Here is a 23,082-nt window from a genome sequence, read left to right as displayed (position 1 = left end):
TCATCCTTCTACTGTTTTCTTCCTTTAATGTCCTACATGTATTGTACTCCTACACTCGGCGGGTCCCTCCGGGGACCCGCTTTGATTGACACCGGACGGCGGCGGGTATATAATTCTGTAATCACCTGTCATCCTGCCATCGGGAGGTTTTAGAGCTATGAGCAGAATCTATACATCCGCAGACCAGCTGATCGGGAGAACCCCGCTGCTGGAGCTGGTCCGCATTGAAAAAGAGGACGGCCTGAGGGCCCGGGTCCTGGCCAAGCTGGAGTGTTTCAACCCCGCCGGCAGCGCGAAGGACCGGGTAGCCTTGGCCATGATTGACGACGCCGAGAACCGGGGCCTGCTGAGGCCCGGGTCCGTCATCATCGAGCCCACCTCCGGCAACACCGGCATTGGCCTGGCCTCCGTGGCCGCCGCCCGGGGCTATCGGGTCATCATCGTCATGCCGGACACCATGAGCATGGAACGTCGGCTTTTGATGAAGGCCTACGGCGCGGAACTGGTGCTCTCCGACGGAGCCGGAGGCATGTCGGAGGCCATTGCCAGGGCCGAGGCCCTGGCGGCGGAAATCCCCGGCAGCTTCATCCCCGGCCAGTTTGTGAATCCCGCCAACGCCGCCGCGCATCAGGCCTCCACCGGCCCTGAAATCTGGGAGGACACCGATGGAGGCGTGGATATCTTCGTGGCCGGCGTGGGCACCGGCGGCACCATCACCGGCGCGGGCCGGTATCTCAAGAGCCGGAACCCCCTGGTGAAGGTGGTGGCGGCGGAGCCCGCCGGCTCCCCGGTGCTGAGCGGCGGGAAGGCCGGAAGCCACGGCCTTCAGGGCATCGGCGCGGGCTTCATCCCCGACGTGCTGGACACCGGAATCTATGACGAGGTCATCACCGTGACGGAGGCGGACGCCTATGCCGCCGGACGCCGGGTGGGCCGCAGAGAGGGCATTCTGGTAGGCATCTCCTCCGGGGCGGCGGTCTGGGCGGCGCTGGAGCTGGCCAGGCGTCCTGAAAACGAGGGGAAAACCATTGTGGCCCTGCTGCCGGACGACGGCAGCCGCTACCTCTCCACACCCATGTTCGCGGACTGAGAAAGCCGCGCCCGCTGAAAACGGGACCGCCATCAGAAGGGGCGGTCCCGTTTTCTGATAAAATGCGCGATGCGCAAAAAAACTTTTTTATGGGAGTATCCCATTGGGAGATTTTTGTATATGCAGGGGCCGGGCTCTGTCCCGGCCTCTCTGCCGGAAGCCCGGTTTCATCGGGAAAACGGGCGGGCGCAGAGGCCCGCCCCTACAGACGTTTGCTGCAGGCGCAAAGCCCCTACGAAGGCCTCTTTCTCCTGATAAAATGCGCAATGTACAAAAAAGCCTCTTTTTTATTTCTCTATTGGCGGCGGCGGATTTTTGTGCTACAATAGGCACTGTCATTACAAAAGAAAGCGCCGGGGGTGCAAGAGGAGGACGGAGCATGTATTTTCTGGTAGACGTTGAAAATGTGAAAAACGCCGGACTTCGGGGCTCTGATTCCCTGCTGCCCACAGACCATGTGATTTTATTCTACAGTGATTCCACTCCCCATCTGGAGGCCCGGCATCTGGAGGACATCCGGGACTCCGGCTGCGGCTTTGAGGTCTGCAAGCTGCTGAAGGTCCGGAAAAACGCCCTGGATTTCTACATCGCCACCCGCCTGGGGGAAATCTTCGGCAGCGGCTATCAAAGCACCGCCCTGGTCATCAGCCGGGACGAGGGCTTTCAGTCCCTCCGGGAGTACTGGTCCAACCGGGCCGACCCGCCCCGCCGGGTGCTGGTCAGCGAGAGCATTGAGCGGGGCATCGTCAGCGCCAACATGGCCGACCGGCGGACGGCCCAGATTCGCCAGCGGATGAAGATGACGGACATCGGCGGCTTCCACGCCGCCTGCGAGGAGCGGAACCGGCTGCGGCGGCTGCTGGAGGAGTCCTTTGCCGGAACCGGTCTCACCGGGCGGATGGAGGAAATCGAGGCGCTGGTGAAGAGCGGGGGCAGTCCCAAGGTGATCTACCTGGACGCCCTGCGGCGCTTTGGCCGGAAGGACGGCCTGGAGGTTTACCGGCGGCTCAAGAGCAGCGGGGAGCTGTGAGGCCCCGGGTATTGAAACCCGGCGCGTCTGCGCCGTGAGGAGGGAATCATCATGAAAAAAACACTGTCGTTCCTGCTGGCCCTGGTTCTGGCGGCGGGCCTGGTCCTGCCGGCTTCCGCCCTGGAGGCGGAAAAGGTCAACACCTATACGCCGGGGCAGTTCACCGACGTGCCCGAGGGCAGCTGGTGCGCCGGCGCGGTGCAGACCGCCTATGAATACGGCCTGATGGGCGGCAAATCCGCGGACCGCTTCGACCCCAGCGGCCTGGTGACCATGGCCCAGGCGGTGGCAATGGCCTGCCGGGTCCACGCCCTTTATTGCGGCGACGGCCCGGAGCTGCCCGCCGGGACGGGAACGCCCTGGTATCAGCCCTACGCCGACTACGCCGTGGCCCATCAGTTTCTGGGCTTCGAGGGCTACACCGAACGGGACTTCAACAGCCCTATTCTCCGCTGCGATTTTGCCGGGGCTCTCTGGGCGGCCCTGCCGGAGGAGGCCCTGAGCGTCATCAGCAGCGTGGAGGACGGCGGCATTCCCGACGTCTCTCCCCAGGCCTACTACGGTGAGCCGGTCTACGCCCTGTACCGGGCGGGCATCCTCACCGGCAGCGACGCCAAGGGCACCTTCGGCCCCGACGGCCAGATCACCCGGGGCGCGGCGGCGGCCATTGCCGGCCGGGCCGTGGACCCCAGCCTCCGCAAGTCCCTGACGCTGAAGGCCGCGCCCTTCGAGCCGGTGCCCCTGAGCCAGCTGGCCAACCTGAAGAGCCTGCGGCGGAAGGCCGGAGATGCGGAGATGGCCCAGGCCTATGAGGCGGCCCGGAAGGTGGTGGAGCCCCTGGCGGGCCTCAGCCGGGAAGAGCAGCTTTACGGCGTGGCCTCGGCCCTCCGGGCGATGTTCGACGCGGGCATGAGCTATTCCATGGAGACCCCCCACTACAACGACCCCTACGGCTATTTCGTCCTGGGGGTGGCCTCCTGCGCCGGGTGCACCCGGGCCACGGGACTGTGCCTGAACATGCTGGGCATCCCCTATGAGCACGTGAATGAAAATCAGTATTCCCACCAGTGGTGCCGTGTGAACCTCAACGGGACCTATTGGATCTGCGACGCCTACGGACTCTACTGCGGGCCGGAGCCGGCCCCCTACCGGCATCCCTATCTGTGACCCGCCTCCCCGGGGCGGCGGAACGACAAGCCTGAAAGTGTGGTGAGAGACCATGGAAACGGCGGAGCAGCGCCGGACCAAGGAGCCCCGCCCCCAGAGCGGCCTCCCGGCCCGGCGGGAAATCCGGACCCATCATGCCATGGCCCTGGCGGGGGGCTTCTTCGGCATTTACGCGATTCTCCTCCGGGACGGCAATTTCGGTTCCGCCGAGACGGGGAACCTGATCTATCTGGTGATTGCCGGTCTCAGCCGCTCTCTTCCGGAATTCCTGCTGCGGCTGGGGTCTATGCTGTGCTACGCCGGGGGCATTGTCCTGGCGGTGCTGATCCGGCGGCACTGGGGCCGGAGGGCCCTCCGCTGGTCCGCCCTGGCCGCGGACGGGGCGGTCTGCCTCCTGCTGGCCCGGATTCCCGGGACGGCCAATCCCCTGGCGGCGCTGTACCCGGTGTTTTTCGCCGCGGCGGTGCAGTGGGCGGCCTATCCGGAGGCGGCGGGCTTTAAAAGCTCCACCATTTTCTCCACCAACAATCTCCGCCAGTGCGCCGAGGGTCTGACGGAATACCTCTGCACCCGGAAAGAACGGTTCTGGCGGCAGTTCCGGTTCTACGGCGCGACGCTGCTGTGCTTCCACGCCGGAGTGGCCTACGGCTGGCTCTGCGTGAGGCACTGGGGCATCCCCAGCATCTACTTCTGTCTGCCGCTGCTGGCCCTGGGAGCATGGTTCACCTGGAATGAGGAATTAGGAATGAGGAGTTAGGAATTTTTTAACCTTGACGGCACTCCTGATTCCTAATTCCTAATTCCTAATTCCTAACTCCTAATTCCTAATTGAAACAAGAGTCCGGCAGGCTTTGCCTGCCGGACTCTTGTTTCACATGCCGATGGCCATACAGGCGTCCTCCGTCTCTTCGGGAAGAGTCTCCGGTTTCTCTCCGCTGTCTCCGGAGGGCGGGGTCTTCCAGTGCCAGCTGGTTTTGCTGAAAAGGGGTTCGCAGACGCAGAGCACCGCGGGCATCAGGAAGATGCTCACCAGGGCGGAGATCAGCGCGCCCCGGGCCAGCATGACGCAGATGGCCCCGATCAGGTCGATGGAGGAGACGAAGGACACACCCAGCGTGGCGCAGAAGAGCACCAGGGCGCTGGTGACGATGGAGGCGTCGGAGGAATTGGCGGCAATCAGGATGGCCTCCTTCCGGCTCAGTCCCCGTCGCAGCTCCTCCTGGAACCGGGAGGTCATGAGGATGGCGTAGTCCACCGTGGCCCCCAGCTGGACGCAGCTGATGATGGTGGGGGCGATAAACGGAATTTCCGTGCCCAGGAAGTAGCAGCAGCCCTGATTGATGAAAATAGCCAGCTCGATGGTGGCCACCAGCACCGCCGGAATGGTGACGGACTTGAAGACGATGGCGATAATCAGGAAAATGGCCGCGATGGAGATATAGTTGGTGATGCGGAAGTCCACCGAGGAGGTGTCAATCAGGTCCCGGTACATGGCGCCCTCGCCGGTAATCATGGCGCCGGGGTCATAGGCGTGCAGAATCTCGTTCATGGCGTCCAGCTGGGCCGAGACCTCATCGGTGGCCGGGGCATAGCCGGAGTTGATCATCATCAGCTGATACCCCTCCTGACGGAGCATGTCTCTGACGCCGCCGGGCACGAAAAAGTCGGGGATGCCCGCCCCCAGGATGCTGTGGTAGGAGAGCACGGAGTTGATGCCGGGGAGCTGCTCCATCCTGCTTTCAATCTCCTTCATGTCCGCGGCGGAGAGATCGTCCCGGAGGACCACGAAGTGGCTGGTGGCCATGTCGAAGTCGTCCTTCAGCTTCTCGTTGCTGACAATGGAGGGCAGGTCCCGGGGCAGGGATTCGTCCAGCTTGTAGTAGATGCCCGCGTGGCTCTGGGCGTACCAGGCCGGCAGGAACAGCGCCAGCGTCAAAATCACCAGGGGCACCCTGGCCCGGAGGATGAAGGCGTTGACCTTATCAAAGGAGGGAATGAGGGTTTTGTGCCTGTGCTGCTCAATCTGCTTGTCGAATATCAGCACCAGGGAGGGCAGCACCAGAATCACCGTGGCAACCCCCAGCACCACGCCCTTGGCCATGACGATGCCGATGTCCCGGCCCAGGGTCAGCCGCATAAAGCACAGGGCCAGGAAGCCGGCGATGGTGGTCATGCTGGAGCCGGAGAGGGAGCGGAAGGCGGCGATGATGGCCTGGGCCATGGCGTCCCGCTTGTCTTCATAGTGTTCCCGCTCCTCCTCGTAGCGGTGGTAGAGGAAAATGGAGTAGTCCATGGTGACGCCCAGCTGGAGGACGGCGGCAATGGCCTTGGTGATATAGGAAATCTGACCCAGGAAGATATTGCTGCCGAAGTTATAGACCACCGCCATGCCGATGCTGGCCAGGTAGACAAAGGGGAGCACCCAGGACTCCAGGGTCACGCTCATGGCCGCCAGGGCCAGCAGCACCGCCAGCCCCACGAAAATGGGGAGCTCCCCGTCCATCACGTCCCGGGTGTCCTTGATGACCACGGAGAAGCCCGCCAGGAAGCACTGCCTGCCGCAGAGACGGCGCACCTGCTCGATGGACTCCATGGTCTCGTCGGAGGCCCCGGGGTGGTCGTACTGAATCAGCATCATGGTGGCCTGGCCGGAAAAGAACATCTCCCGGAGGTCCGCCGGAATCATCTCCACCGGAATCTGAATGCCCACCAGATTGCTGATCCAGAGGGCGTTTGAGACCCCGGGAACCTTCTTGATGTCCTGAATCAGCCGGTTGGTATACCCCGCCGGCATTCCCTCCACCATGAGCATGCTGGTGGCCGCCATCTGGAAGGGGTCCTCCAGCAGCTGTTCGCCCCGGGAGGAGGGCAGGTCCTGGGGCAGGTAGGAGAGGATATCGTAGTTGATGCGGGTGGCGGCGTAGCCGAGGACAGACGGAATCAGCAGCAGCACCGCGGCCAGGGCCACCAATCGGGGCTTTCTCGTCAGCTTATGGGCAATTTTTTCAACCATAGATGTGTGTCCTCCCTCCTCAGCGGAAAATTCCGGTGATGGCGCTCCAGAAATCCCGGAACATCCGGACGACGCGGTCCCAGAAGGTATCGGCCTCCGCCTGGGGGGCGGACTCGGCCTCTGTCTCCGCCTTCTCCGTCTGAATCTCCTGGGTACGGAGCAGAATCTGAATGCTGGCGGGAGCAGGGTTCCGGCTGTCCGTCAGGGAAACGGGTTCCGCCCCGGCGTCCATCAGCAGCAGATTGTTCACGTCTCCGGTGTACTCGTGCCAGACGTCCTCCACAATACCGGTGACGGCGTCCTTGGCCTCCCGCACGTCGCCGGTGGTCCCCAGGGCCCTGGCGGTCTGGCGCAGGGCGGAGGACAGTCCGCTGAGGGACTGGCGGGCGCCGGCGTCCAGCTGCTCCCCGGAGGTTTTCAGCAGAGCTTCCGCGTCGGCGGCAAGGCTCTCCATATCCCGGACGGTGGACGCGGCGGCGGCGCTGAGTCCGCCCACGGTGTTCAGGGTCTCCTGTAATATAGGCTCATAGTCGTTCAGCAGGTTCCGCAGATTATCCGTCTCCCCCAGGATATCCCGAATCTTATGGGAGGCGTTCCGCAGGGCGGCGGAGACGTCCCCGGCGTCGTCCAGCAGTTCCGTCAGATCGTCCATCTGGCCGCAGAGGTCCGCCAGGTCCCCCACCACCTCGGCGGTGGGCCCGGCGATATCCCGCATGGCCCCGGTGAGCTGGTTTTGAATCTGGTTGATCTGGGAGGAGGCACTGTCCAGACTGCCGGTAATCAGGTCCACCACCGCGCCGCCGACAGACCCGCTCTCGTGGGGCGGCTGGGAAGGCTCTTCGGTGCTGTCCGCAGGGGGTTCCTTGCCGCTGTCCCCGGAGGGTTCTTTGGCGTTGTCCCCGGAGGGCTCTTTGCCGCTGTCTCCGGAGGGCTCTTTGGCGCTGTCTCCGGAGGGCTCTTTGGTGTTGTCTCCAGCGGGCTCTTTGGTGCCGTCTTCGGCGGGTTCTTTGCCGCTGTCCCCGGCAGGTTCTTTGCCGCTGTCTCCGGAGGGTTCTTTGGTGCTGTCCCCGGAGGGCTCTTTGGTGCTGTCCGCAGGGGGTTCCTTGCCGCTGTCTCCGGAGGGCTCTTTGCCGCTGTCTTCGGCGGGTTCCTTGCCGCTGTCTTCGGCGGGCTCTTTGGTGCTGTCCCCGGAGGGCTCTTTGCCGCTGTCTCCGGCGCTCTCTCCGTCCGCCGGGTCATTGAGGAGGAGGGCCCCGGAGAGGGACTGGGCCTTGCTCCGGCCCGTCTCCAGACTGCCGCTGTTATAGACAATCCACAGGTCATTCATCTGCTTGGCCTGCTCCGGCGTGACGCCGGGAAGCTTTTCACAGAACTTCTGGAAGGACAGAGCGCCTGCCGCCTGATAGAGGGCTTCCAGCTGCCGGACGCCGGGCAGCTGGGCTTCCACCTCCCGGGCGACGGCCTCTCTTGCGCCAACTGCCGCCGGGTCTCCGGCGGCCAGCAGGGCCGCGAACTGCTCCTGGGTCAGGCCGGGAGCCTGGGCCTGCATCGCCTGGAAGGCCAGGGCCAGAATGACCTGCTCCTTGGCCTCCGCGCTGTCCAGGGCGCCGGCGGCCGCCAGCTGGGCCGCCTTCCCGGCCTTTTCGGCGGCGGCGGAAGGGCTCTCGCCCTGGATGACCAGCATCTTTTCATAGAAGGTCTGCCGGTCCCGCTCCTCATAGGCGCTGTGGACCGCCTTCACCTTGTCCACCGTGGCCTCTATGGCACTGCCGGGATTTTCAGGCAGACCGGGGATGGAGGGCGTGCCCCCCAGGGCGTCCTGAAGGCGGGACAGGCTGTATTTCAGGTTTTCCGTGCAGCGGAGCAGGCTGCGCACATCGTCGGAGCCCTCTTCCAGGGCGCTGAGGGCGCTTTCCAGGTCCTTGAGCTGGGTCTGAAGGGAAATGGCGGTATCCGTCAGGTCGTTGAGAACGGTTTTGGAATCCGTCACCAGCTGGCTGATGGCCAGAACCTGACCCTGCACCGGCTCCAGCAGGTCCGCGATGCCGGTGAGGTCCCCCCGGAGACGGTCCGTGCCGTCATAGATGGTCCCCTTGCCGCCGGAGACGGTCCGGCGGGCGGCATCCAGCTGGTCCAGACCGCTGGCGGAGGCGTAAAGCCCGCCCTGAATGTCGCTGAGGGCGTCCAGCAGATTGTCCAGACTGCCGGAGAGGGCCCTGTAATCCTCCTCCAGGTCGTCCTTGCGCTGGCTGAGCTTGGAAATCTCCTCCAGCTGGGCCAGGGTGGCGGGGACCATCAGCATGGTCATGCCGCCGAAGGTGAAGGCGTCGCTGCCCACCCGGATGGAAAAATGCCGCTCCTCGCCGGGGAGGACCATGAACAGCACCGTCCGCAGGTTGCCCACCAGCTGAACCTGGGCCCCGGGGGCCTCCAGAGAGAGGATGTCGTCCTGGTTGAACATGGCGGCGGCGGCCAGGGTGTAGTTATACCGGGCGTAGTCGCCGGCGTGTTCGTTGGGCACGGCGTCCAGCAGAATTTCTACAACCCCCTGTTTCCCCGCCAGGTCCTCCGCCCTGGTGGGGACGCCGTTGAGGGTGTAGCGGAGGCTGAGGGTCCAGGGCAGATTCTCAAAGGGCTTTCGCGTCTTGCCCTCAAAGTAGAAGTGAGAGGGAGCCTCTTCACCGAAGCGGAAGACGGCGGACCCCGAGCCAACGGTGGGAACCGTCCCGTCGGTGAGGTTCACCACCTCGTCATACACGCCGTAGTCCGTCAGGCCGGCGCTGCCGTTGAGGGCATAGCTCTTCACCACACTGCCCTCCGTCAGGCCGCCGTAGTAGTCCAGCGTGGCGTAATAGGCCTCGTCATAGGTGGGGGTCACGCCGTCGCCGGCAGGCTCCGCTGCCGCCGCCGGCAGAGCGCACCCCGCCGCCAGGGCCGCCGCCAGCGTCAGGGAGAGCATCCGCGTTCTCAGTGTGTGTCCTGCCGTTCTCACATGCTGGGTCATATCCATTCCTCCAAATAATCAACTAGTGTCAATTAAAATATTTTTGTTGACTTATCGATTTAAGTTGATTATAGTAAGAACATGGGAAGCGGTCAATAGACAAAAGGAAGAATCTGTCTAACAGCAATGGCCGCTCCATACAAAGGAGGCGCAACATGCTGAAGAATCCAGAAGACCGCCGGGCCCGGCGGTCCCGCAGGATGCTGAAGGAAAGCCTGCTGGAGCTGATGAAGAAAAAAACCTTCTCCGAGATATCCGTCCGGGACGTCACCGACGGCGCGGACATGAACCGGGGCACCTTTTATCTCCACTACGCCGGCACCGCCGAGCTGCTGCAAAGTCTGGAGGACGATTTGCTGGAGGAGGTGCAGGCCCTGATTGACGCCCACATCCCGGAGACGGTGGCGAAAGGCAGCGTGGGGCCGGTGCTGGGCCCCGTGGTGGACTTCATCGTGGAACACCGGGAGACCTGCGCGGTCCTCTTCTCCAGCTCCGAGGCCAGCCGGTTCATCCAGTCCTTGCAGCAGCTGATCTCCCGGAACGGAGCCGCCCTGCTGGAAACCTGGTTCCACACCCGGGACCAGGCCCGGACCGAGTATTTTCTCAGCTTCCTCACCTGGGGCTTCATCGGCCTTTTAGAGGAATGGTTCCGCCAGGGCATGGCCCTGCCCAAGGCGGAGCTGGTAAACGCCGCCCAGCGGATGGCCGACGGGGCCGCCGCCGGTCTCTTCGCACGGACCTGACCGCATCAGAAAGGAGACATCCCATGCCCTCTCAAGCCCGGGCCGCCATCAAGGCGTCCTTTTTAAAGCTGCTGAACCAGCGTCCCCTGCGGGAGATTACCGTGAAGGACATCGTCCAGGACTGCGGCGTGAACCGGAATTCCTTTTATTATCACTTCCGGGACATCCCCTCCCTGCTCCATGAGATTGTGGAGGAGCACGCGGAGCGCATCATCAGGGAGCAGGGCACCGCCCTGAGCCTGACGGCCTGCCTGGAGACCGCCGCCCGGTTCGCCACGGAGCACCGGCGGACAGTGCTGCATATCAGCCAGTCGGTGAGCCGGGAGATGTTCGAGCAGCACCTGATGGAGCTCTGCCGCAGAACCGTGGAGGGATACGCCTCCGCGGCTTTCCACGGCGTGAACATGCGGCCCTCCGACCGGGAAATCCTCATCCGGTTCTATCAGTGCGAGTGCTTCGGCCAGGTGGTGGCCTGGCTGAACGACGGCATGCGCTATGATATGCAGGAGGAATTCCACCGGCTCTGCCAGCTGGGGGAGGGCATGACGGACCTGTTCCTCCGCCGGGCGGCGGAGGACGCGGAGACCTGACCGGGGCCGGACGCCGCCGGAGCATGACAAAAAGCAGGATGGACATCCATCCTGCTTTTTCAGTCTCCGGAAAGCCGGAACGCGGTCCTGGGGCAGGCGCGTCCCGCCCTGCGGACGGCGGCGTCGAAGGTGCGGGTCCGTCCCCCGTGACCGCTCCCGAGGCGGCCCCCGGGCCGTCAAAAGCCGGGAAAGGCCCTCCGGACATAGGCGTTTTTCCCCAGGGCCGCCGCCAGCAGCACCGACGCCGCCGCGCCAAAGCCCGCCTGGACCAGATTGCCCGGAATCCCCGCCGCGCTGCCCGCCAGACACAGCCCGAAGGCCCCCCCGCCGGACAGACTGACCAGCAGGGCGTCGAACAGCCAGTAGCCCAGCACCATGGGAACCTCCGCCGCCAGGGCGCAGGGAAGCAGGGTCCGTCCCCTCTTTCCCAGCCTCCGGTACAGCAGCGCCGCCGTCAGGGCCATCAGGGCCTTAATCGCGAGAGTCGCCGGCACATACATGGCGTATCCCGACAGCAGATCCGCCAGAGCGGGCCCCACGCCCCCGGCAACGGCCCCGTACACCGGTCCCAGCAGCCAGGCCCCCAAAAGAACCACCGCGTCCCCCATATTCAGATATCCCCCGGTGGGAGAGGGCACCTGCAAAACCATGGTCGCCCCGCAGCCCAGAGCGGCGAAAAGCCCCGTCATCACAAGCTGCCGCACATGCTCCCGTCCCCCGGTCCGGTCCAGCGTTTTTTCCATCTGTCTTTCGCTCCTTTCGCCTTGTCTGTTGCCATCATAGCCCATCTGTGATATGATTGAAATATCCAGAATCGAGATTTTTTATAAGGTCAGACTAGAACTCATTAAAAAGCTTTCAAAAGCTTTTGACAGCGCTGAAGGCGCGTTGGATTCTTATGAGACGTGTTTTGCGCCATTCCGGTGCAAAACAGAAACACAGAATGCGGTTCTATTTCAAATAAAACGATTTCGTTTTATTTGAAATAAGTATCAGACAGGAGGCACGGACATGCTGACATACGACATGGAGGCCCGGGGCGGGCTGCCGCTTTACGAATACCTCTGCAATCGCATCCGGGAGGACATCCTCAGCGGCGCTCTGCCGGCGGGAGAGCGGCTGCCCTCCAAACGGGCCCTGGCGGAGCATCTGCGTGTCTCCGTCATCACCGTGGAAGGGGCCTATCAGCAATTGGAGGCGGAGGGCTATCTGACTGCCCGGCCCCGCCGGGGCTTTTTTGCCGCTCAGGTGGACCGGCTTTCTCCGCCTTCCTCTGTGCCTCCGGAGCTGTCCAGCCCTCCGGAGACGCCGGCCTGGCGGCTGGACCTGGCCCGGAACCGGATGGACGGAGGACTGTTCCCCTCCGCCGTCTGGGCCCGGCTCACCCGGCAGGTTTTGTCGGAGGGGAACCTGCTGGCCCCCACGCCCCATCAGGGCCTGCTGCCGCTGCGGCGGGCCATCGCGGAGAATCTCCGGAGCTTTCGGGGCATGGCGGTGTCGCCGGACCAGATCGCCGTGGGCGCGGGAGCGGAATATCTCTACCTGCTGCTGGCCCAGCTTCTGGGCCGGGAGGCCGTTTTTGCCCTGGAGGACCCCGGCTATCCCAAAATCCGACAGGTCTATCACAAGTGGGGCGCTGTCTGCCGCCCTGTGCCCCTGGACGGTCAGGGGGTATCTTTGGAGGCCCTCCGGGCCTCCGGGGCGGACGTGCTCCACATCTCCCCTGCCCACCACTATCCCACCGGGGCCATTACCCCCATCGCCCGGCGGCTGGCCCTTCTGCGCTGGGCGGAGGAAACCGGCGGCATCATCATTGAAGACGACTACGACAGCGAGCTCCGCTTTGCCGGCCGGCCCATCCCCACCCTTCAGAGCATCGACCGCCGGGGGCGGGTGGTGTACATCAACACCTTTTCCCAGACCATTTCCCCCTCCATGCGGGTGGGCTTCATGGTGCTGCCTCCGGCGCTGCTGGAGCGCTGGAGGCAGGAGCTGGGTTTTTACGCCTGCACCGTTCCCGCCCTGGAGCAGCAGGTTCTGGCCCGGTTTCTGGCGGGGGGCTGGTACGAACGGCACCTCTCCCGCCTGCGGAAGGTGTACCGGACCCGCCGGGCCGCCGTGCTGGAGACCTTTTCCCGGGCCTTCGCCGGCCGGGCCTCCATCATGGAGCAGGGGGCGGGACTCCACTTTCTCCTCCGGCTGGATACGGAGGAAGACGACCAGACCCTCCGCAGCCGGGCGGAGGGTCTGGGGGTGCGTCTCGGCTTTTTATCAGAATACGCGGCGGTCCAAAGACCGGAATACGCCCATACGCTGGTGGTAAACTACGCCGGTCTGGACCTGGGTCTCCTGGAGGAGACGGCAGCCCTCCTGACAGAGGCCGTCTGGGGGCCCCGGCCTAGCTGATGGCGGTCTGAGGCGCTCCTTTGCGGAAACGGACCATTCCGGTGCGGTCCAGCGCAATCATCACGGCGGGGATGCACACCAGCTGAAGGATGATGCCGGGAACGGCGGTGAGGAAGGCCCCGGAGAGAAACATCTCCCAGGTGAAGGCCTGTCCGGAGACGCCGGAGAGAACCACCCGGGCCGCGGCCCAGACCACGCGCCCGCCCAGCATGGAGGCAATCAGACAGCGGTACAGCGCCACTGCACACTGCCAGCGGGACCGGCTGTAGAGCCAGCCCGACAGGAAGCCGTAAGCCGCCAGCTCAAAGGCCATGGAGACGGCAGCGGGAAAAATGGGCGGCGCACCGGTGAGGAGGCTGCGGAGCAGAGGCAGGACGAAGCCCACCGCCAGGCCGTACCTCCAGCCGCAGAGGAAGCCGCAGAGCAGGACGGGCAGGTGCATGGGGCAGAGCATGTTTCCAACCTGGGGAATCTGCCCGGTGAAGAAGGGCAGAACATAGCCCAGAGCCAGCATCGCGGCGGCGACGGCCAGGCTCCGGACCCGCTTGGGGGTGGTTTGGGTTTCTTTCATGGGAAAAACTCCTTCTCAAAAGTCTGCCCGTCTTCTGAGGGGCGGGGCCTTCCTGGCTGCTTGTCAATACCTTTCTGTCCGCCCCGTTCCTTCTGCGGAACGGGGCCGTCTGCCTGCGTCCTCCTCCGGGCCCTCAAAGGGCCGCGGATGCCGGAGGATAAACGGCGCGTTTCCGCCGCCTTCCTGGCGGCGTCATGCCGGGTTTTTTGCGGTCCTGTCCGGGACCCTGCGCATTCCGCCCCCTTCTCTCACCCGGAAATCCGAAAATCTTTTTTTGGGCAGTCAAAAAAACCGGCATTTCATATGGAGAGTATACCATAGGGGTCCGGCTCCTGCCAAGTCCCTTTTTCCGGGGGATGTCCAAAGCAAAGATTTTATACAGGGGCCTGTTCCATCTCCCGAAAGTATGGAGAGTCCGGAAGAACGGGAGGGGACAGAGCCCCTCCCCTACATGGCATCCCCGCTACAAAACGCGCGGATGGACACACCCCTGCATAAAATCTGCCAACGGGACACGCCCCTTTCCGGCTCAGCCGAAAAAGTCCGTGGTATCCACCGTCAGATCCGCCGCCGCCTGGGTACCGCAGGCGGAGAAATAGCGCTCCTCAAGGGTCCGCCACACCCGGTCAAAGGTGGGGTAATAGCTTCCCTCTCTGGCCCGGAGGCGGCGGGTCTGCTCCTCCCGCTCACAGGTGAGGAACATCTTGTAGTCATAGAACTCCGACAGGGACGGGTGCTGGGAATAGGTCCCTTCCACTAAAATCAGCGCCGCATCGTCCGGGTCCATCTCAATCTCCTCTCCGTATTCGTCCAGCACCGGGCCGTCGGGGAGAAAGGGCGGATATGTCAGGGGCTTTCCGGAGCGGACCGGCAGCAGGATTTCCCGCCGGAGCCGCTCCAGGTCCATGTTCCCGGCGGGGACCTCCGTCCAGCGCTCCCCCCGGCGCTCCGGCGGCAGATAGAAATGGTCCATGTGGGCCACGTGCATCCGGCATGGAATCAGCTGCTCCACGATGCCGGAAAAGCCGGTCTTTCCGCTGCCGCAGCGGCCGTCCACCGCCACCAGATATGGCCGCAGACCTCTCTCCCGGGGGGACGCGCCGCCCTCCAGCGCCCCGCTGTGGGAGAGCCTGAGCCAGGCGGCGTAATGCTCTCTGGACAGCCGATCGATGGGGACCAGAGCCGGGAGATACCCGGCGAGGTCCTGCCGGACCACCCGGTAGTGGGGACGGTAGGCTTTCCGGAAGGCTTCGCTGTGACGGACCGGGGGACAGCCCTCCCGCCGCCAGCTCTCCAGATAGTCCGGCAGGCCGGGGACGGGGAGGGCGGCCAGCCGGTCCAGCTTTTCCGAGAGGCCGGAGGCGGTTCCCTCCGCGGAGGCCATGGTCCGCGTGAACATCCGTCCGATCAGGGGAAGCTCCGACAGGGTGGAAAGGGCCTGGGTGATGTGGAGGCGGCACAGGCCGTTTCCAATGGGCTCCGGGGGCAGGGGGTCCGGCCCCGCCTCCTTCCGCTCCGCCAGCAGGGCCGCCAGCACCCTGTCCGGGCCCTCCGCCATGTGGGCGGGGCCGAATTCGCTCTGATAGGCCAGCTTGGCAAAGTCCCGGGGCTCCATCAGGGGATACCGCGCCCAATGGGCCCGGGCAGCGTCCAGAAAATCCACTCTCACAGGCCCAGCTCCTTCACCGCCTGCTCCGCCGCCCGCCGGAGATATTCCTCCAGGCGGCAGTCCTCCGTCCCGGCCACGAGGACGCCGCAGGAGGCGGAGGGAATCAGAATCTTCACCGCCCCGGCCCCGGAGACGGCGGCGGCCATGGCGGGAGAGACCTCCCCCAGGATGCCCCCCGCCAGAATGACGCCGATGGGGCCCAGAATCAAATCCGCCCGGGGGGCGTTCCAGAGCACGGCGTGTTCCCCGGTGGCCCCCTGGGGCGCCCCGGCCTTCAGCATGGCGCTGGTGGCCATGACATTGGTGCCCACGCAGAGGAGGCGGCAGTCCGCCGGCAGGCGGGGCTTCAGCAGCTTCACCAGCTGGCTGCCCACGCCGCCCCCCTGGCCGTCCAGAATCAAAACGGTGCGAACACGGCTCATAGTCTCACCTCCCGAAGAGCTCCGCCGCCCGGCGCATGTTCTCCATCACCGGCACGCCGAAGGGGCAGCGGGTCTCACAGGCCCCGCAGCCAACGCAGTCCCCGCCGCCCCGGGCCAGCAGGCCGTAATGCTCCCGCACGGTCTCGGGGACGTCCCCCTGGGCAAGAGAGAGGTTCAGAAACTTTGTGACCATGGCCACGTCGATGCCCTGGGGACAGGGGGCGCAGTGGCCGCAGTACATGCAGTGCCCCTGCCAGCTGATTTTCGGCAGGGCCGCCAGGGCGGCGGCATAGTCCGTTTCCGCCTCTGAGGCCTCCTCATAGGCGGCGCTCTGCCTCAGCTCCTCCAGGGTCCGGGCCCCGGACATGACGCAGGCCGCGCCGGGCCGGTCCAGCGCGTAGCGGAGGCACTGGAAGACCGTCAGGGCCCGTCCGGCGGGGGAGAGGGTTTCGCTGAGGAGGTCCCCGCCGCCAAAGGCCTTCATCACCGTGATGCCCACACCCAGCCGCTGGCAGGTCTCATAGAGAGCCTGCCGCTCCGGGTCCATGTTCACCAGTCCGGCAGCATAGTTCTTCGGGGCCCAGAGCTCCTCCACGTCCTCGCCGGCGGGCTGGAGGTCGTAGCAGGGGTTGACGCTGAACATCAGCACGCCGATGAGCCCGGTATTCACAGCCGCCAGAGCCACCTGGGGGTTGTGGCTGGAAAGGCCGATGGCGCGGATGGTCCCCGCCTCCTTCAGCTCCCGGGCATAGGCCATGACGGGGCCGTTCAGCACGGCTTCCCAGTCCGCCAGGGAATCCACATAGTGAATCATGCCGATTTCCACATGGTCCGTCTCCAGGCGGTTCAGCTGGTCTTCAAAGGCCGCCCGGACCTCTTCGATGTTCCGGGTCCGCATATACTGTCCGTCTTTCCACACGGAACACAGATGGGCCTGGAGCACAAACCTGTCCCGGCGGCCCCGCAGAGCCTGGCCCAGGCTGCTGCGGACGGCGGGGTCCGGGGTGTAAAGGTCGATGCAGGTGACGCCGAATGCCTCCATCAAATCCACGAATTCCCTGACCTGGGCGGGGCTCTTGTTCACAAGGCCCTCGCAGCCCATGCCGATCTCGCTCACCTGGATGCCGGTCCGGCCTAACGCGCGGTATCGCATAGAAAACGCCTCCTTTAAATCGCTCGGTGAATGTGCCTGTCGGTATCCAGCATAACACGTGGAGTCCGCTCCATGTCAAGAGTCTTTTTCCCCGTTTGCCTTTTTCTCAATCCCGTTTGTTCCGCCCTCCGGCACATATCCCGCCGCCGGCCTGCATAAGATGGACCAACAAGAGGCGGGGAGTGAAGATGTTTTGAAGGGAAATATGGAGGAGCGGGCGGAACGCCTGGCCCTTTACATCATAGAGAACCGAACCACCGTCCGGGCCGCCGCACAGAGATTCGGCATCAGCAAGTCCACCGTACATAAGGATATCTCCGAGCGGCTTCCCCAGTTCAACCGGCCGCTGTACTTTCAGGTCAAGGCCGTGCTGGATGTGAACAAGGCCCAGCGGCACATCCGGGGGGGCATCGCCACCCGGAAGAAATATCGAGGTGACTGACGCGAAATCACGGCGGGCCCCGCCGTGGGAGGAGGAAATTATGGCTAATCGACAATACGGCAGCAGACGGCGGGCGGCAAGAACCGTCCCGGTCTCCCGCCCTCCGGCAGGAGGCCGGGGCGAGGGCGTCCCCGTCTACGCGGAGCCGGAGGTCCGCCGCTGGCCTCATCCGGTGGGGGAGGGCATTCCCGCCGTCCAGCAGCCGGAGCCCACCCTGCACTACATCCGCTGCGCTCTGTCCTATCAAAACCAGCTGCTGGCGGATATCAAGGCTCTGCTGGAGCAGATGTCGGAGCAGGACCAGGAGCCCCCGGCCCAGTGAACGCCCCAGGCTGAAGCGCCCGGCGGGACTCCGGTCCCGCCGGGCCTTTCTGCCCTGGAGACTTTTCCGAGCTTTTCGAGCTTTCCGAGCTTTTCGAGCTTTCCGAGCTTTTCGAGCTTTTCGAGCTTTTCGACCCTTTCGACCCCTTCAAACTTTTCGGCAGGCTGTTCACACTTTTTCTCTTGTCTTTTGGCGGGACAGGCTTTATAATAGAAAAACTGATGCCATGCAGAAGCTCCCGAAGCCCGGCGGAAAAAGCCGCGGAGGAACGGGAGACAGAAAAATCGCCTCAGGGCGCGTGGAGGTTTCCCATGCCAAGAACCCGTCGACGCCGCAGACGCCGGTCCAGCTCTCACTGGGGCCGGACGCTGCTGCTGGTTTTCATCCTGCTTGCCGTAACATACGCCTGTCTCCGGGCCTTTCTCCGGCCCCCGGAACAGAAAACCGACGAGCCCGGCGCTGTCCAGAGCGTGTCGGACAGCCTGCCGGAGGGGCTCAGCGAGGAGGAGGCGGAATCCCTCCGCTCCCACTACGAGCGCAAGCCCTCCTTCTACACGATTCTGGTCTCCGGCGTGGATGACGGAAACGGAGGAAGCGACACCAATATTCTGGTGGCCGTTGACGCGGAAAACGACTATATCTACGGCGTCAGCATCCCCCGGGACACCAAAGCCGTCATCAACGGAAAAAACCGGAAAATCAACTTCGCCTACAACTCCGGCGGAATGGAGCTGCTGGCTCAGACCGTGTCCGGGCAGCTGGGCATTCCGGTGGACTATACGGTGCTGGTGGATCTCCGGGGCTTCGAGGCCCTGGTGAACACCATCGGCGGCGTGGATTTTTACATTCCCGTGGACATGGACTATGACGACCCCCTTCAGGACCTGTCCATCCACTTCCCCAAGGGGATGCGGCACCTTGACGGGGCCGAGGCGCTGAAGGTGGTCCGCTTCCGCCACAACAACGACGGCACCGGCTACGGCAGCGAGGACATCGGCCGGATGCAGACCCAGCAGAACTTTCTGAAGGCCGTGGCCAAAAAGACCCTGACGGTGTCCAATCTGACCAAGCTGGACAGCTTCGTGAAGATTTTCCACCAGTATGTGGAGACGGACCTCAGCCTGGGGAACCTGGCCTGGCTGGGCGCGGAAGCCATCGGCATGGGACCGGAGGCCATCGACTTCTCCACCCTGCCGGGGGACTGGAAATCTCCCTATATCTACCTGAATCAGGACGAGGTTCTGGCTCTGGTGAACCAGTACCTGAACCCCTATGTGGAGGACCGCCTTCCGGAGGACCTGAACATCCCTTCATAACCGGGGTCCGTTCACACAGGGCCCCCAAAAAGAAAGGAGCGCCATGAACAAGAAGCTGCCCGCCCTGCTGCTGGCCCTGTGCCTGCTGCTGAGCATCCCCGTCCAGGCCGCCCAGGACAGCACGGAGAACTTCATCCGCCAGAGGACCTATGAAAACCAGTTTTCCGACCTGGTTCCCGGGTCCACCTTCTACGACAACGCCGCCGCCCTGTACGAATACGGCCTGTCCAACGGAAAGTCCGACGGCTCCTTCGGCCTGAACGACCCCATGACCGTGGGCCAGATCGTCATTTTCGCCGGGCGCATCCGCAGCCTCTACCGTCTGGGAGACGCCGAGGCCGGTCCCGCCGTGTGGGCGGAGGAGAGCGGCCCCGCCGCCCTGGGCTATCTGCGCTACCTCCAGTCCGAGGGTGTACTGGGTCCGGAGCTGGACAGACGCCTGAGCGAGCCCGCCACCCGGGCGGAGGTGGCTCATGTTCTGGCCGGCGTTCTTCCGGAGGAGGCCCTGCCCAGCGTCAACAATGAGCTGGTGACGGTGGGGTACTCCAGCCGGCGCTACATCACGGACGTCACCGAATACACCCCCTATTACACCGACATTCTGACCCTCTACCGCCGGGGCGTCTCCGCCGGCAGCGACGCCTGGGGCTCCTTCCTGCCGGACTCCCCCATCACCCGGGGGGCGGCGGCGGCCATGCTGACCCGCATGGTGGACCCCGCCCTGCGGGTCCGTCCCCAGTGGGATCTCTCCCGGCTCTACAGCGCCCAGGGAACCCTGCTGTCCGACCTGGTGGAGCCCGGCACCTTCTATCCCTCCCCCGCCAGCGCCGGGGAGATGGACAGCACCATCCGCCACATGCTGGCCAGAGGGGAGCATCAGCTGCTGCTGTACTACCCCGGCGTCACCGCCCCCCGGGCCAAGGAAATCATGGAGTCCGCCCTGGAGGCGGTGAAGGTCTACTGTGAGCAGAGCTACAACGCCGTCAACTGCACCTATGTCATCGCCGGTCCGGTGACGCTGTCCTTCACCGCCGCCGGAGCCGGGGACCGTCTGGAGGAATACCGAGCCGCCGCCATGGAGGCCGCCGTGGCCGTCCATGACCAGCTGTGGGAGAACGGGACCATCACCACCGACATGACGGACCGGGAAAAGGCCCTGATTTACTATGACTGGATTTGCAGTCACTGCGTCTATGACTACCAGGCCGGAGACGACTCCCTCAGCCACATCGCCTACAATCTGTTTGCCAACGGCGCCGCCGTATGCGACGGATACACCGGAGCCTATAACATGCTGCTGAAGCTGGAGGGCATCAAGTGCTATGCCCTGGCCAACGACAGCCACATCTGGACGGTGGCCGTGCTGGACGGCGAAACCGTCCACATCGACACCACCTGGGGAGACAGCGGCAGCGCCGTCAGCTATGACTACTTTGCCATGACCCCCGAGCAGTCCCGGCGTTATCACGCCTGGTGAATCCGGCCCCTTCGCGGCCCCGCCGTCAGGCGGGGCCGCGAAGCGTGTCGAAAAAGTCTTTTCGGCAGTCTGCGCATGACTGCCAGGTATGGAAGCATGTAAGAACCTGTATTCACAACCTCTGCGCGCCGTCTGGCCGGTCTTTTTCCCGCCATACTGCGCCGATTTCCCCTGCAATCCGTCAGTATGGCCGCGGGCGCGAAAGATCTCCTTGTCTGACGAGAAAAATTCTCGCCCATCCGGTTCTTCGCCCATCCGGTTCCTCGCCCATCCGGTTCCTCGCCCATCCGGCATCCCCCGGCTATGAATACAGGTTCTAAAATCTTCCACCGGAAAACGGGGCTTTTCAGGCCATACTGGATGAGAACGCCCCTTTTGCTCCCCTCGGCCCCTGAGGGGACAGGCCGCCCGTACGACGCCCACGGAGAACGGGCCGGCACGACGCCGGATGGGGCAATCACCACCGCCGCAGCTGAAGGGAAGGAACTGCTTCGTCTCAGCTCCGGGGCAAACCAGATAACACTGCCAGGACAGGAGGAAACGCCATGGCAAGACAGCGGCCGGGCTCCGGCTGGTCCGTCTCCGTTCTGAAACGGAGGGGCTGGACCAGCGAGCTGATTCGGGACCTGCTTCCCAGTCCCCAGGTGGTCCATTGGGAGCGCCGCGCGGTCCGCGTCTGGGACAGGGACACCGTGCGGACCGCGGAGCGGGACCCCCGCTTTGCGGAGGGCGCCGTGAAAAGACCCGCCAAGGCCGCCCCCGGTGCGCGGCACGCCTGTTTCCTGCTGTCCCAGGCCTGGGACGAGGCAGAGCAGGACGATTCCCCGGCCTGGCTCCTGGCCGGGCACTATCACAGCGCCCTCCTCTCCCGGATTCCCGAGATATCCGGAAGCCGGGCCTTTGACAACGCCCAGGTCAAGGGCCCCCTGATGGAATTCCTCGCCCTGGAGCAGGGCTGCGGCGACAGGCAGCTGACGGCGGCGCTGAAGCGCTTTCTGCGGTCCGCGGCCTGGCTGGGCCAGTGCGCCGGACACCCCCTGTCCCGGCAGGTTCAGGACCGTTACCCCCATATCCTCCGCGCCGCCGCTGGGTGCATCCTGGAGGACTTCTCCGCCGCCCAGCCGGAGGCGGACCCGGGGGCCATGCTCCGGGCGGAGGGCTTTCCCGCCTCCCAGCTCCTCTGGGAGGGGCTGGCCGCCGTCTGGTCCGTCTGGTATGTCCCCAGGGCCATCCGCACCAGCCTCAGCCTGCTCATCGCCCTGAACCCCAAGGACGAATACCCGGAGGCCCGGGCCATGCGCCGCCGCTTCGTGCTGCACCTGGGGGGCACCAACACCGGCAAGACCTATGCCGGCTTCCAGCGGCTCCGGCAGGCGAAAACCGGGGTCTATCTGGCCCCCCTCCGCCTCCTGGCCCTGGAGGCCCAGGAAACCCTGCTGGACGCCGGAGTGGACTGCTCCCTCTCCACCGGAGAGGAGGAGGACATCCGGGAGGACGACACCCACCTGGCCGCCACGGCGGAAAAGCTGGACATGAAACGCCGCTGGGACGTGGCGGTGGTGGACGAGTGCCAGATGATCGCGGACCGGCAGCGGGGCTACGCCTGGACCCGGGCCATTCTCGGCGTTCTGGCTCCGGAGGTCCACCTGTGCGCCGCGCCGGAGGCGGAACAGCTGCTGATCCGCCTGATTGAGAGCTGCGGCGACAGCTGGGAGGTGGAGGTCCACCGGCGGAACACGCCCCTGGTCTGCATGACCCGCACCGTGGACCCGGGCCGGGTCCAGCCGGGGGACGCCCTGATTACCTTCTCCAAGGTGGGGGTCCTCAGCGTGGCGGAGGACCTGCGCCAGAGCGGAAAGGAGCCCGCCATCATCTACGGGGCCCTGCCCTACTCCACCCGCCGCCGGCAGATGGAGGGCTTTCTGGCGGGAGAGATGGAATATATCGTTTCCACCGACGCCATCGGCATGGGGCTGAACCTGCCCATCCGGCGGATTATCTTCATGGAAACCGAAAAGTTCGACGGCACCGAGCGCCGCCCGCTGAAGCCCGGGGAAATCAAACAGATCGCCGGCCGGGCGGGACGCTTCGGCATGTACAACCGGGGCTATGTAGGGGCCACCCAGGACCTGGGGACCATCCGGGCGGGGCTGGAGGCGGAGATTCCACCTCTGGAATACGCCGTGGCGGGCTTTTCCGACCTGGTTCTCCAGGCGGATTTCGACCTGCTGGAGGTGCTGACCCAGTGGAACCGGATGCCCACTGCGGAGCCCTACCGCCGTCTCGACATCTCCCGCTATATCACCGTCATCTCCAAAATGCGGGAAATGGGCTTCCTGCTGACCAGGGAACAGGAGCTGCGGGCAGCCAACATCCCCTTCGACGAGACGGAGGAGGCCCTGCGGGATCTGTTTTTCTCCTTCCTGCGCCGCTGGCAGCGGGGGGAACCCATTGAACAGCCCGGACTGCCCGAGGGGGAATCCACCCTGCCGGAGCTGGAACAGTATTACAGAAAACTGGACCTCTATTTCTCCTTCTCCAAGGCCTTCGGCTGCCCGGTGGATCAGGACAGGCTCTATGACACCCGGGAGCGGGTGGCCGACGCCATCAACGAAATCCTGCTCCACCGCCTGCGGGACAACATCCGCTTCTGCGCCCGCTGCGGAA

19 protein-coding genes are annotated in these 23,082 nt (G+C 64.5%); 12 read left to right on the top strand and 7 right to left on the bottom strand.

What is annotated here, in order from left to right:
• Positions 1-157: 157 nt before the first annotated feature.
• From cysK to Q0063_RS11475, 4 genes are all read left to right on the top strand, one after another.
• Positions 158-1,090, top strand: a complete 933-nt coding sequence (gene cysK, locus Q0063_RS11490) for a cysteine synthase A (protein WP_297872119.1) — start codon at positions 158-160, stop codon at positions 1,088-1,090.
• A gap of 379 nt (positions 1,091-1,469) precedes the next feature.
• On the top strand, positions 1,470-2,120 hold the full coding sequence (locus Q0063_RS11485; RefSeq protein ID WP_297872118.1) for a PIN domain-containing protein: 651 nt from the start codon (positions 1,470-1,472) through the stop codon (positions 2,118-2,120).
• A gap of 51 nt (positions 2,121-2,171) precedes the next feature.
• Positions 2,172-3,287 carry an S-layer homology domain-containing protein gene (locus Q0063_RS11480; protein ID WP_297872117.1) on the top strand — a complete coding sequence of 372 codons (1,116 nt, stop codon included), beginning with the start codon at positions 2,172-2,174 and terminating at the stop codon, positions 3,285-3,287.
• Positions 3,288-3,339: 52 nt separating this feature from the next.
• Complete coding sequence (locus Q0063_RS11475; protein WP_297872116.1) at positions 3,340-4,044, top strand: YoaK family protein; 705 nt, start codon at positions 3,340-3,342, stop codon at positions 4,042-4,044.
• A 114-nt stretch (positions 4,045-4,158) separates the two neighbouring features.
• On the opposite strand, the gene Q0063_RS11470 is transcribed toward Q0063_RS11475, so the two are convergent.
• Together Q0063_RS11470 and Q0063_RS11465 are read right to left on the bottom strand one after the other, a co-directional pair.
• Entirely contained in the window at positions 4,159-6,300 is a 2,142-nt protein-coding gene (locus Q0063_RS11470) for an RND family transporter (RefSeq protein ID WP_297872115.1), read from the bottom strand.
• Positions 6,301-6,319: 19 nt separating this feature from the next.
• Positions 6,320-9,304: a hypothetical protein gene (locus Q0063_RS11465; protein ID WP_297872114.1), complete on the bottom strand. Its 2,985-nt coding sequence runs from the start codon at positions 9,302-9,304 to the stop codon at positions 6,320-6,322.
• Between the two features lie 155 nt (positions 9,305-9,459).
• Between Q0063_RS11465 and Q0063_RS11460 the strand changes: the two genes are divergently transcribed.
• Positions 9,460-10,047, top strand: a complete 588-nt coding sequence (locus tag Q0063_RS11460; protein ID WP_297872113.1) for a TetR/AcrR family transcriptional regulator — start codon at positions 9,460-9,462, stop codon at positions 10,045-10,047.
• Between the two features lie 23 nt (positions 10,048-10,070).
• Positions 10,071-10,637 carry a TetR/AcrR family transcriptional regulator gene (locus Q0063_RS11455; protein WP_297872112.1) on the top strand — a complete coding sequence of 189 codons (567 nt, stop codon included), beginning with the start codon at positions 10,071-10,073 and terminating at the stop codon, positions 10,635-10,637.
• Between the two features lie 176 nt (positions 10,638-10,813).
• Here Q0063_RS11455 and Q0063_RS11450 read toward each other — a convergent pair whose 3' ends face one another.
• Complete coding sequence (locus Q0063_RS11450; RefSeq protein ID WP_297872111.1) at positions 10,814-11,380, bottom strand: ECF transporter S component; 567 nt, start codon at positions 11,378-11,380, stop codon at positions 10,814-10,816.
• Between the two features lie 268 nt (positions 11,381-11,648).
• Here Q0063_RS11450 and Q0063_RS11445 point away from each other — a divergent pair, with 268 nt between their 5' ends.
• Positions 11,649-13,043: a PLP-dependent aminotransferase family protein gene (locus tag Q0063_RS11445; protein WP_297872110.1), complete on the top strand. Its 1,395-nt coding sequence runs from the start codon at positions 11,649-11,651 to the stop codon at positions 13,041-13,043.
• Here the strand turns inward: Q0063_RS11445 and Q0063_RS11440 are convergent.
• The 4 genes from Q0063_RS11440 to Q0063_RS11425 form a co-directional block, all read right to left on the bottom strand.
• Positions 13,036-13,614, bottom strand: a complete 579-nt coding sequence (locus Q0063_RS11440; protein WP_297872109.1) for an ECF transporter S component — start codon at positions 13,612-13,614, stop codon at positions 13,036-13,038. The two genes, Q0063_RS11445 and Q0063_RS11440, sit on opposite strands and share 8 nt — an antisense overlap.
• Before the next feature lie 529 nt (positions 13,615-14,143).
• Entirely contained in the window at positions 14,144-15,283 is a 1,140-nt protein-coding gene (locus Q0063_RS11435) for a uridine kinase (RefSeq protein WP_297872108.1), read from the bottom strand.
• On the bottom strand, positions 15,280-15,705 hold the full coding sequence (locus Q0063_RS11430) for a DUF3842 family protein (protein WP_297872107.1): 426 nt from the start codon (positions 15,703-15,705) through the stop codon (positions 15,280-15,282). Before Q0063_RS11430 ends, Q0063_RS11435 begins: the two co-directional genes overlap by 4 nt.
• 4 nt (positions 15,706-15,709) lie before the next feature.
• Positions 15,710-16,858, bottom strand: a complete 1,149-nt coding sequence (locus Q0063_RS11425; protein ID WP_297872106.1) for an aldo/keto reductase — start codon at positions 16,856-16,858, stop codon at positions 15,710-15,712.
• 193 nt (positions 16,859-17,051) lie between these two features.
• Between Q0063_RS11425 and Q0063_RS11420 the strand changes: the two genes are divergently transcribed.
• The 5 genes from Q0063_RS11420 to Q0063_RS11400 all read left to right on the top strand — a co-directional run.
• A complete protein-coding gene (locus Q0063_RS11420; RefSeq protein WP_297872105.1) occupies positions 17,052-17,300 on the top strand; it encodes a sporulation transcriptional regulator SpoIIID in 249 nt (82 codons plus the stop codon).
• 40 nt (positions 17,301-17,340) lie between these two features.
• On the top strand, positions 17,341-17,622 hold the full coding sequence (locus Q0063_RS11415) for a hypothetical protein (RefSeq protein ID WP_297872104.1): 282 nt from the start codon (positions 17,341-17,343) through the stop codon (positions 17,620-17,622).
• A gap of 311 nt (positions 17,623-17,933) precedes the next feature.
• The gene (locus Q0063_RS11410; protein WP_297872103.1) at positions 17,934-18,938 is read left to right on the top strand and encodes an LCP family protein; all 1,005 of its coding nucleotides are present in this window, start codon (positions 17,934-17,936) and stop codon (positions 18,936-18,938) included.
• 43 nt (positions 18,939-18,981) lie between these two features.
• Entirely contained in the window at positions 18,982-20,415 is a 1,434-nt protein-coding gene (locus Q0063_RS11405) for an S-layer homology domain-containing protein (protein ID WP_297872102.1), read from the top strand.
• A 545-nt stretch (positions 20,416-20,960) separates the two neighbouring features.
• On the top strand, positions 20,961-23,082 hold a 2,122-nt coding region (locus Q0063_RS11400), incomplete at its 3' end, for a helicase-related protein (RefSeq protein ID WP_297872101.1).

It is taken from the genome of uncultured Oscillibacter sp. (assembly GCF_947654275.1).
Lineage (GTDB): Bacteria > Bacillota > Clostridia > Oscillospirales > Oscillospiraceae > Oscillibacter.
This window is presented reverse-complemented; position numbering and strand designations above follow the sequence as displayed.

Excerpts from the sequence above, each read along its gene's own strand:
- Q0063_RS11480 (WP_297872117.1), top strand. The coding sequence starts at position 2,172 with ATGAAAAAAACACTGTCGTTCCTGCTGGCCCTGGTTCTGGCGGCGGGC.
- Q0063_RS11470 (WP_297872115.1), bottom strand. The coding sequence starts at position 6,300 with ATGGTTGAAAAAATTGCCCATAAGCTGACGAGAAAGCCCCGATTGGTG.
- Q0063_RS11485 (WP_297872118.1), top strand. The coding sequence starts at position 1,470 with ATGTATTTTCTGGTAGACGTTGAAAATGTGAAAAACGCCGGACTTCGG.
- Q0063_RS11430 (WP_297872107.1), bottom strand. The coding sequence starts at position 15,705 with ATGAGCCGTGTTCGCACCGTTTTGATTCTGGACGGCCAGGGGGGCGGC.
- Q0063_RS11465 (WP_297872114.1), bottom strand. The coding sequence starts at position 9,304 with ATGACCCAGCATGTGAGAACGGCAGGACACACACTGAGAACGCGGATG.
- Q0063_RS11415 (WP_297872104.1), top strand. The coding sequence starts at position 17,341 with ATGGCTAATCGACAATACGGCAGCAGACGGCGGGCGGCAAGAACCGTC.
- Q0063_RS11455 (WP_297872112.1), top strand. The coding sequence starts at position 10,071 with ATGCCCTCTCAAGCCCGGGCCGCCATCAAGGCGTCCTTTTTAAAGCTG.
- Q0063_RS11450 (WP_297872111.1), bottom strand. The coding sequence starts at position 11,380 with ATGGAAAAAACGCTGGACCGGACCGGGGGACGGGAGCATGTGCGGCAG.
- Q0063_RS11440 (WP_297872109.1), bottom strand. The coding sequence starts at position 13,614 with ATGAAAGAAACCCAAACCACCCCCAAGCGGGTCCGGAGCCTGGCCGTC.
- Q0063_RS11410 (WP_297872103.1), top strand. The coding sequence starts at position 17,934 with ATGCCAAGAACCCGTCGACGCCGCAGACGCCGGTCCAGCTCTCACTGG.
- Q0063_RS11475 (WP_297872116.1), top strand. The coding sequence starts at position 3,340 with ATGGAAACGGCGGAGCAGCGCCGGACCAAGGAGCCCCGCCCCCAGAGC.
- Q0063_RS11405 (WP_297872102.1), top strand. The coding sequence starts at position 18,982 with ATGAACAAGAAGCTGCCCGCCCTGCTGCTGGCCCTGTGCCTGCTGCTG.
- Q0063_RS11460 (WP_297872113.1), top strand. The coding sequence starts at position 9,460 with ATGCTGAAGAATCCAGAAGACCGCCGGGCCCGGCGGTCCCGCAGGATG.
- cysK (WP_297872119.1), top strand. The coding sequence starts at position 158 with ATGAGCAGAATCTATACATCCGCAGACCAGCTGATCGGGAGAACCCCG.
- Q0063_RS11425 (WP_297872106.1), bottom strand. The coding sequence starts at position 16,858 with ATGCGATACCGCGCGTTAGGCCGGACCGGCATCCAGGTGAGCGAGATC.
- Q0063_RS11445 (WP_297872110.1), top strand. The coding sequence starts at position 11,649 with ATGCTGACATACGACATGGAGGCCCGGGGCGGGCTGCCGCTTTACGAA.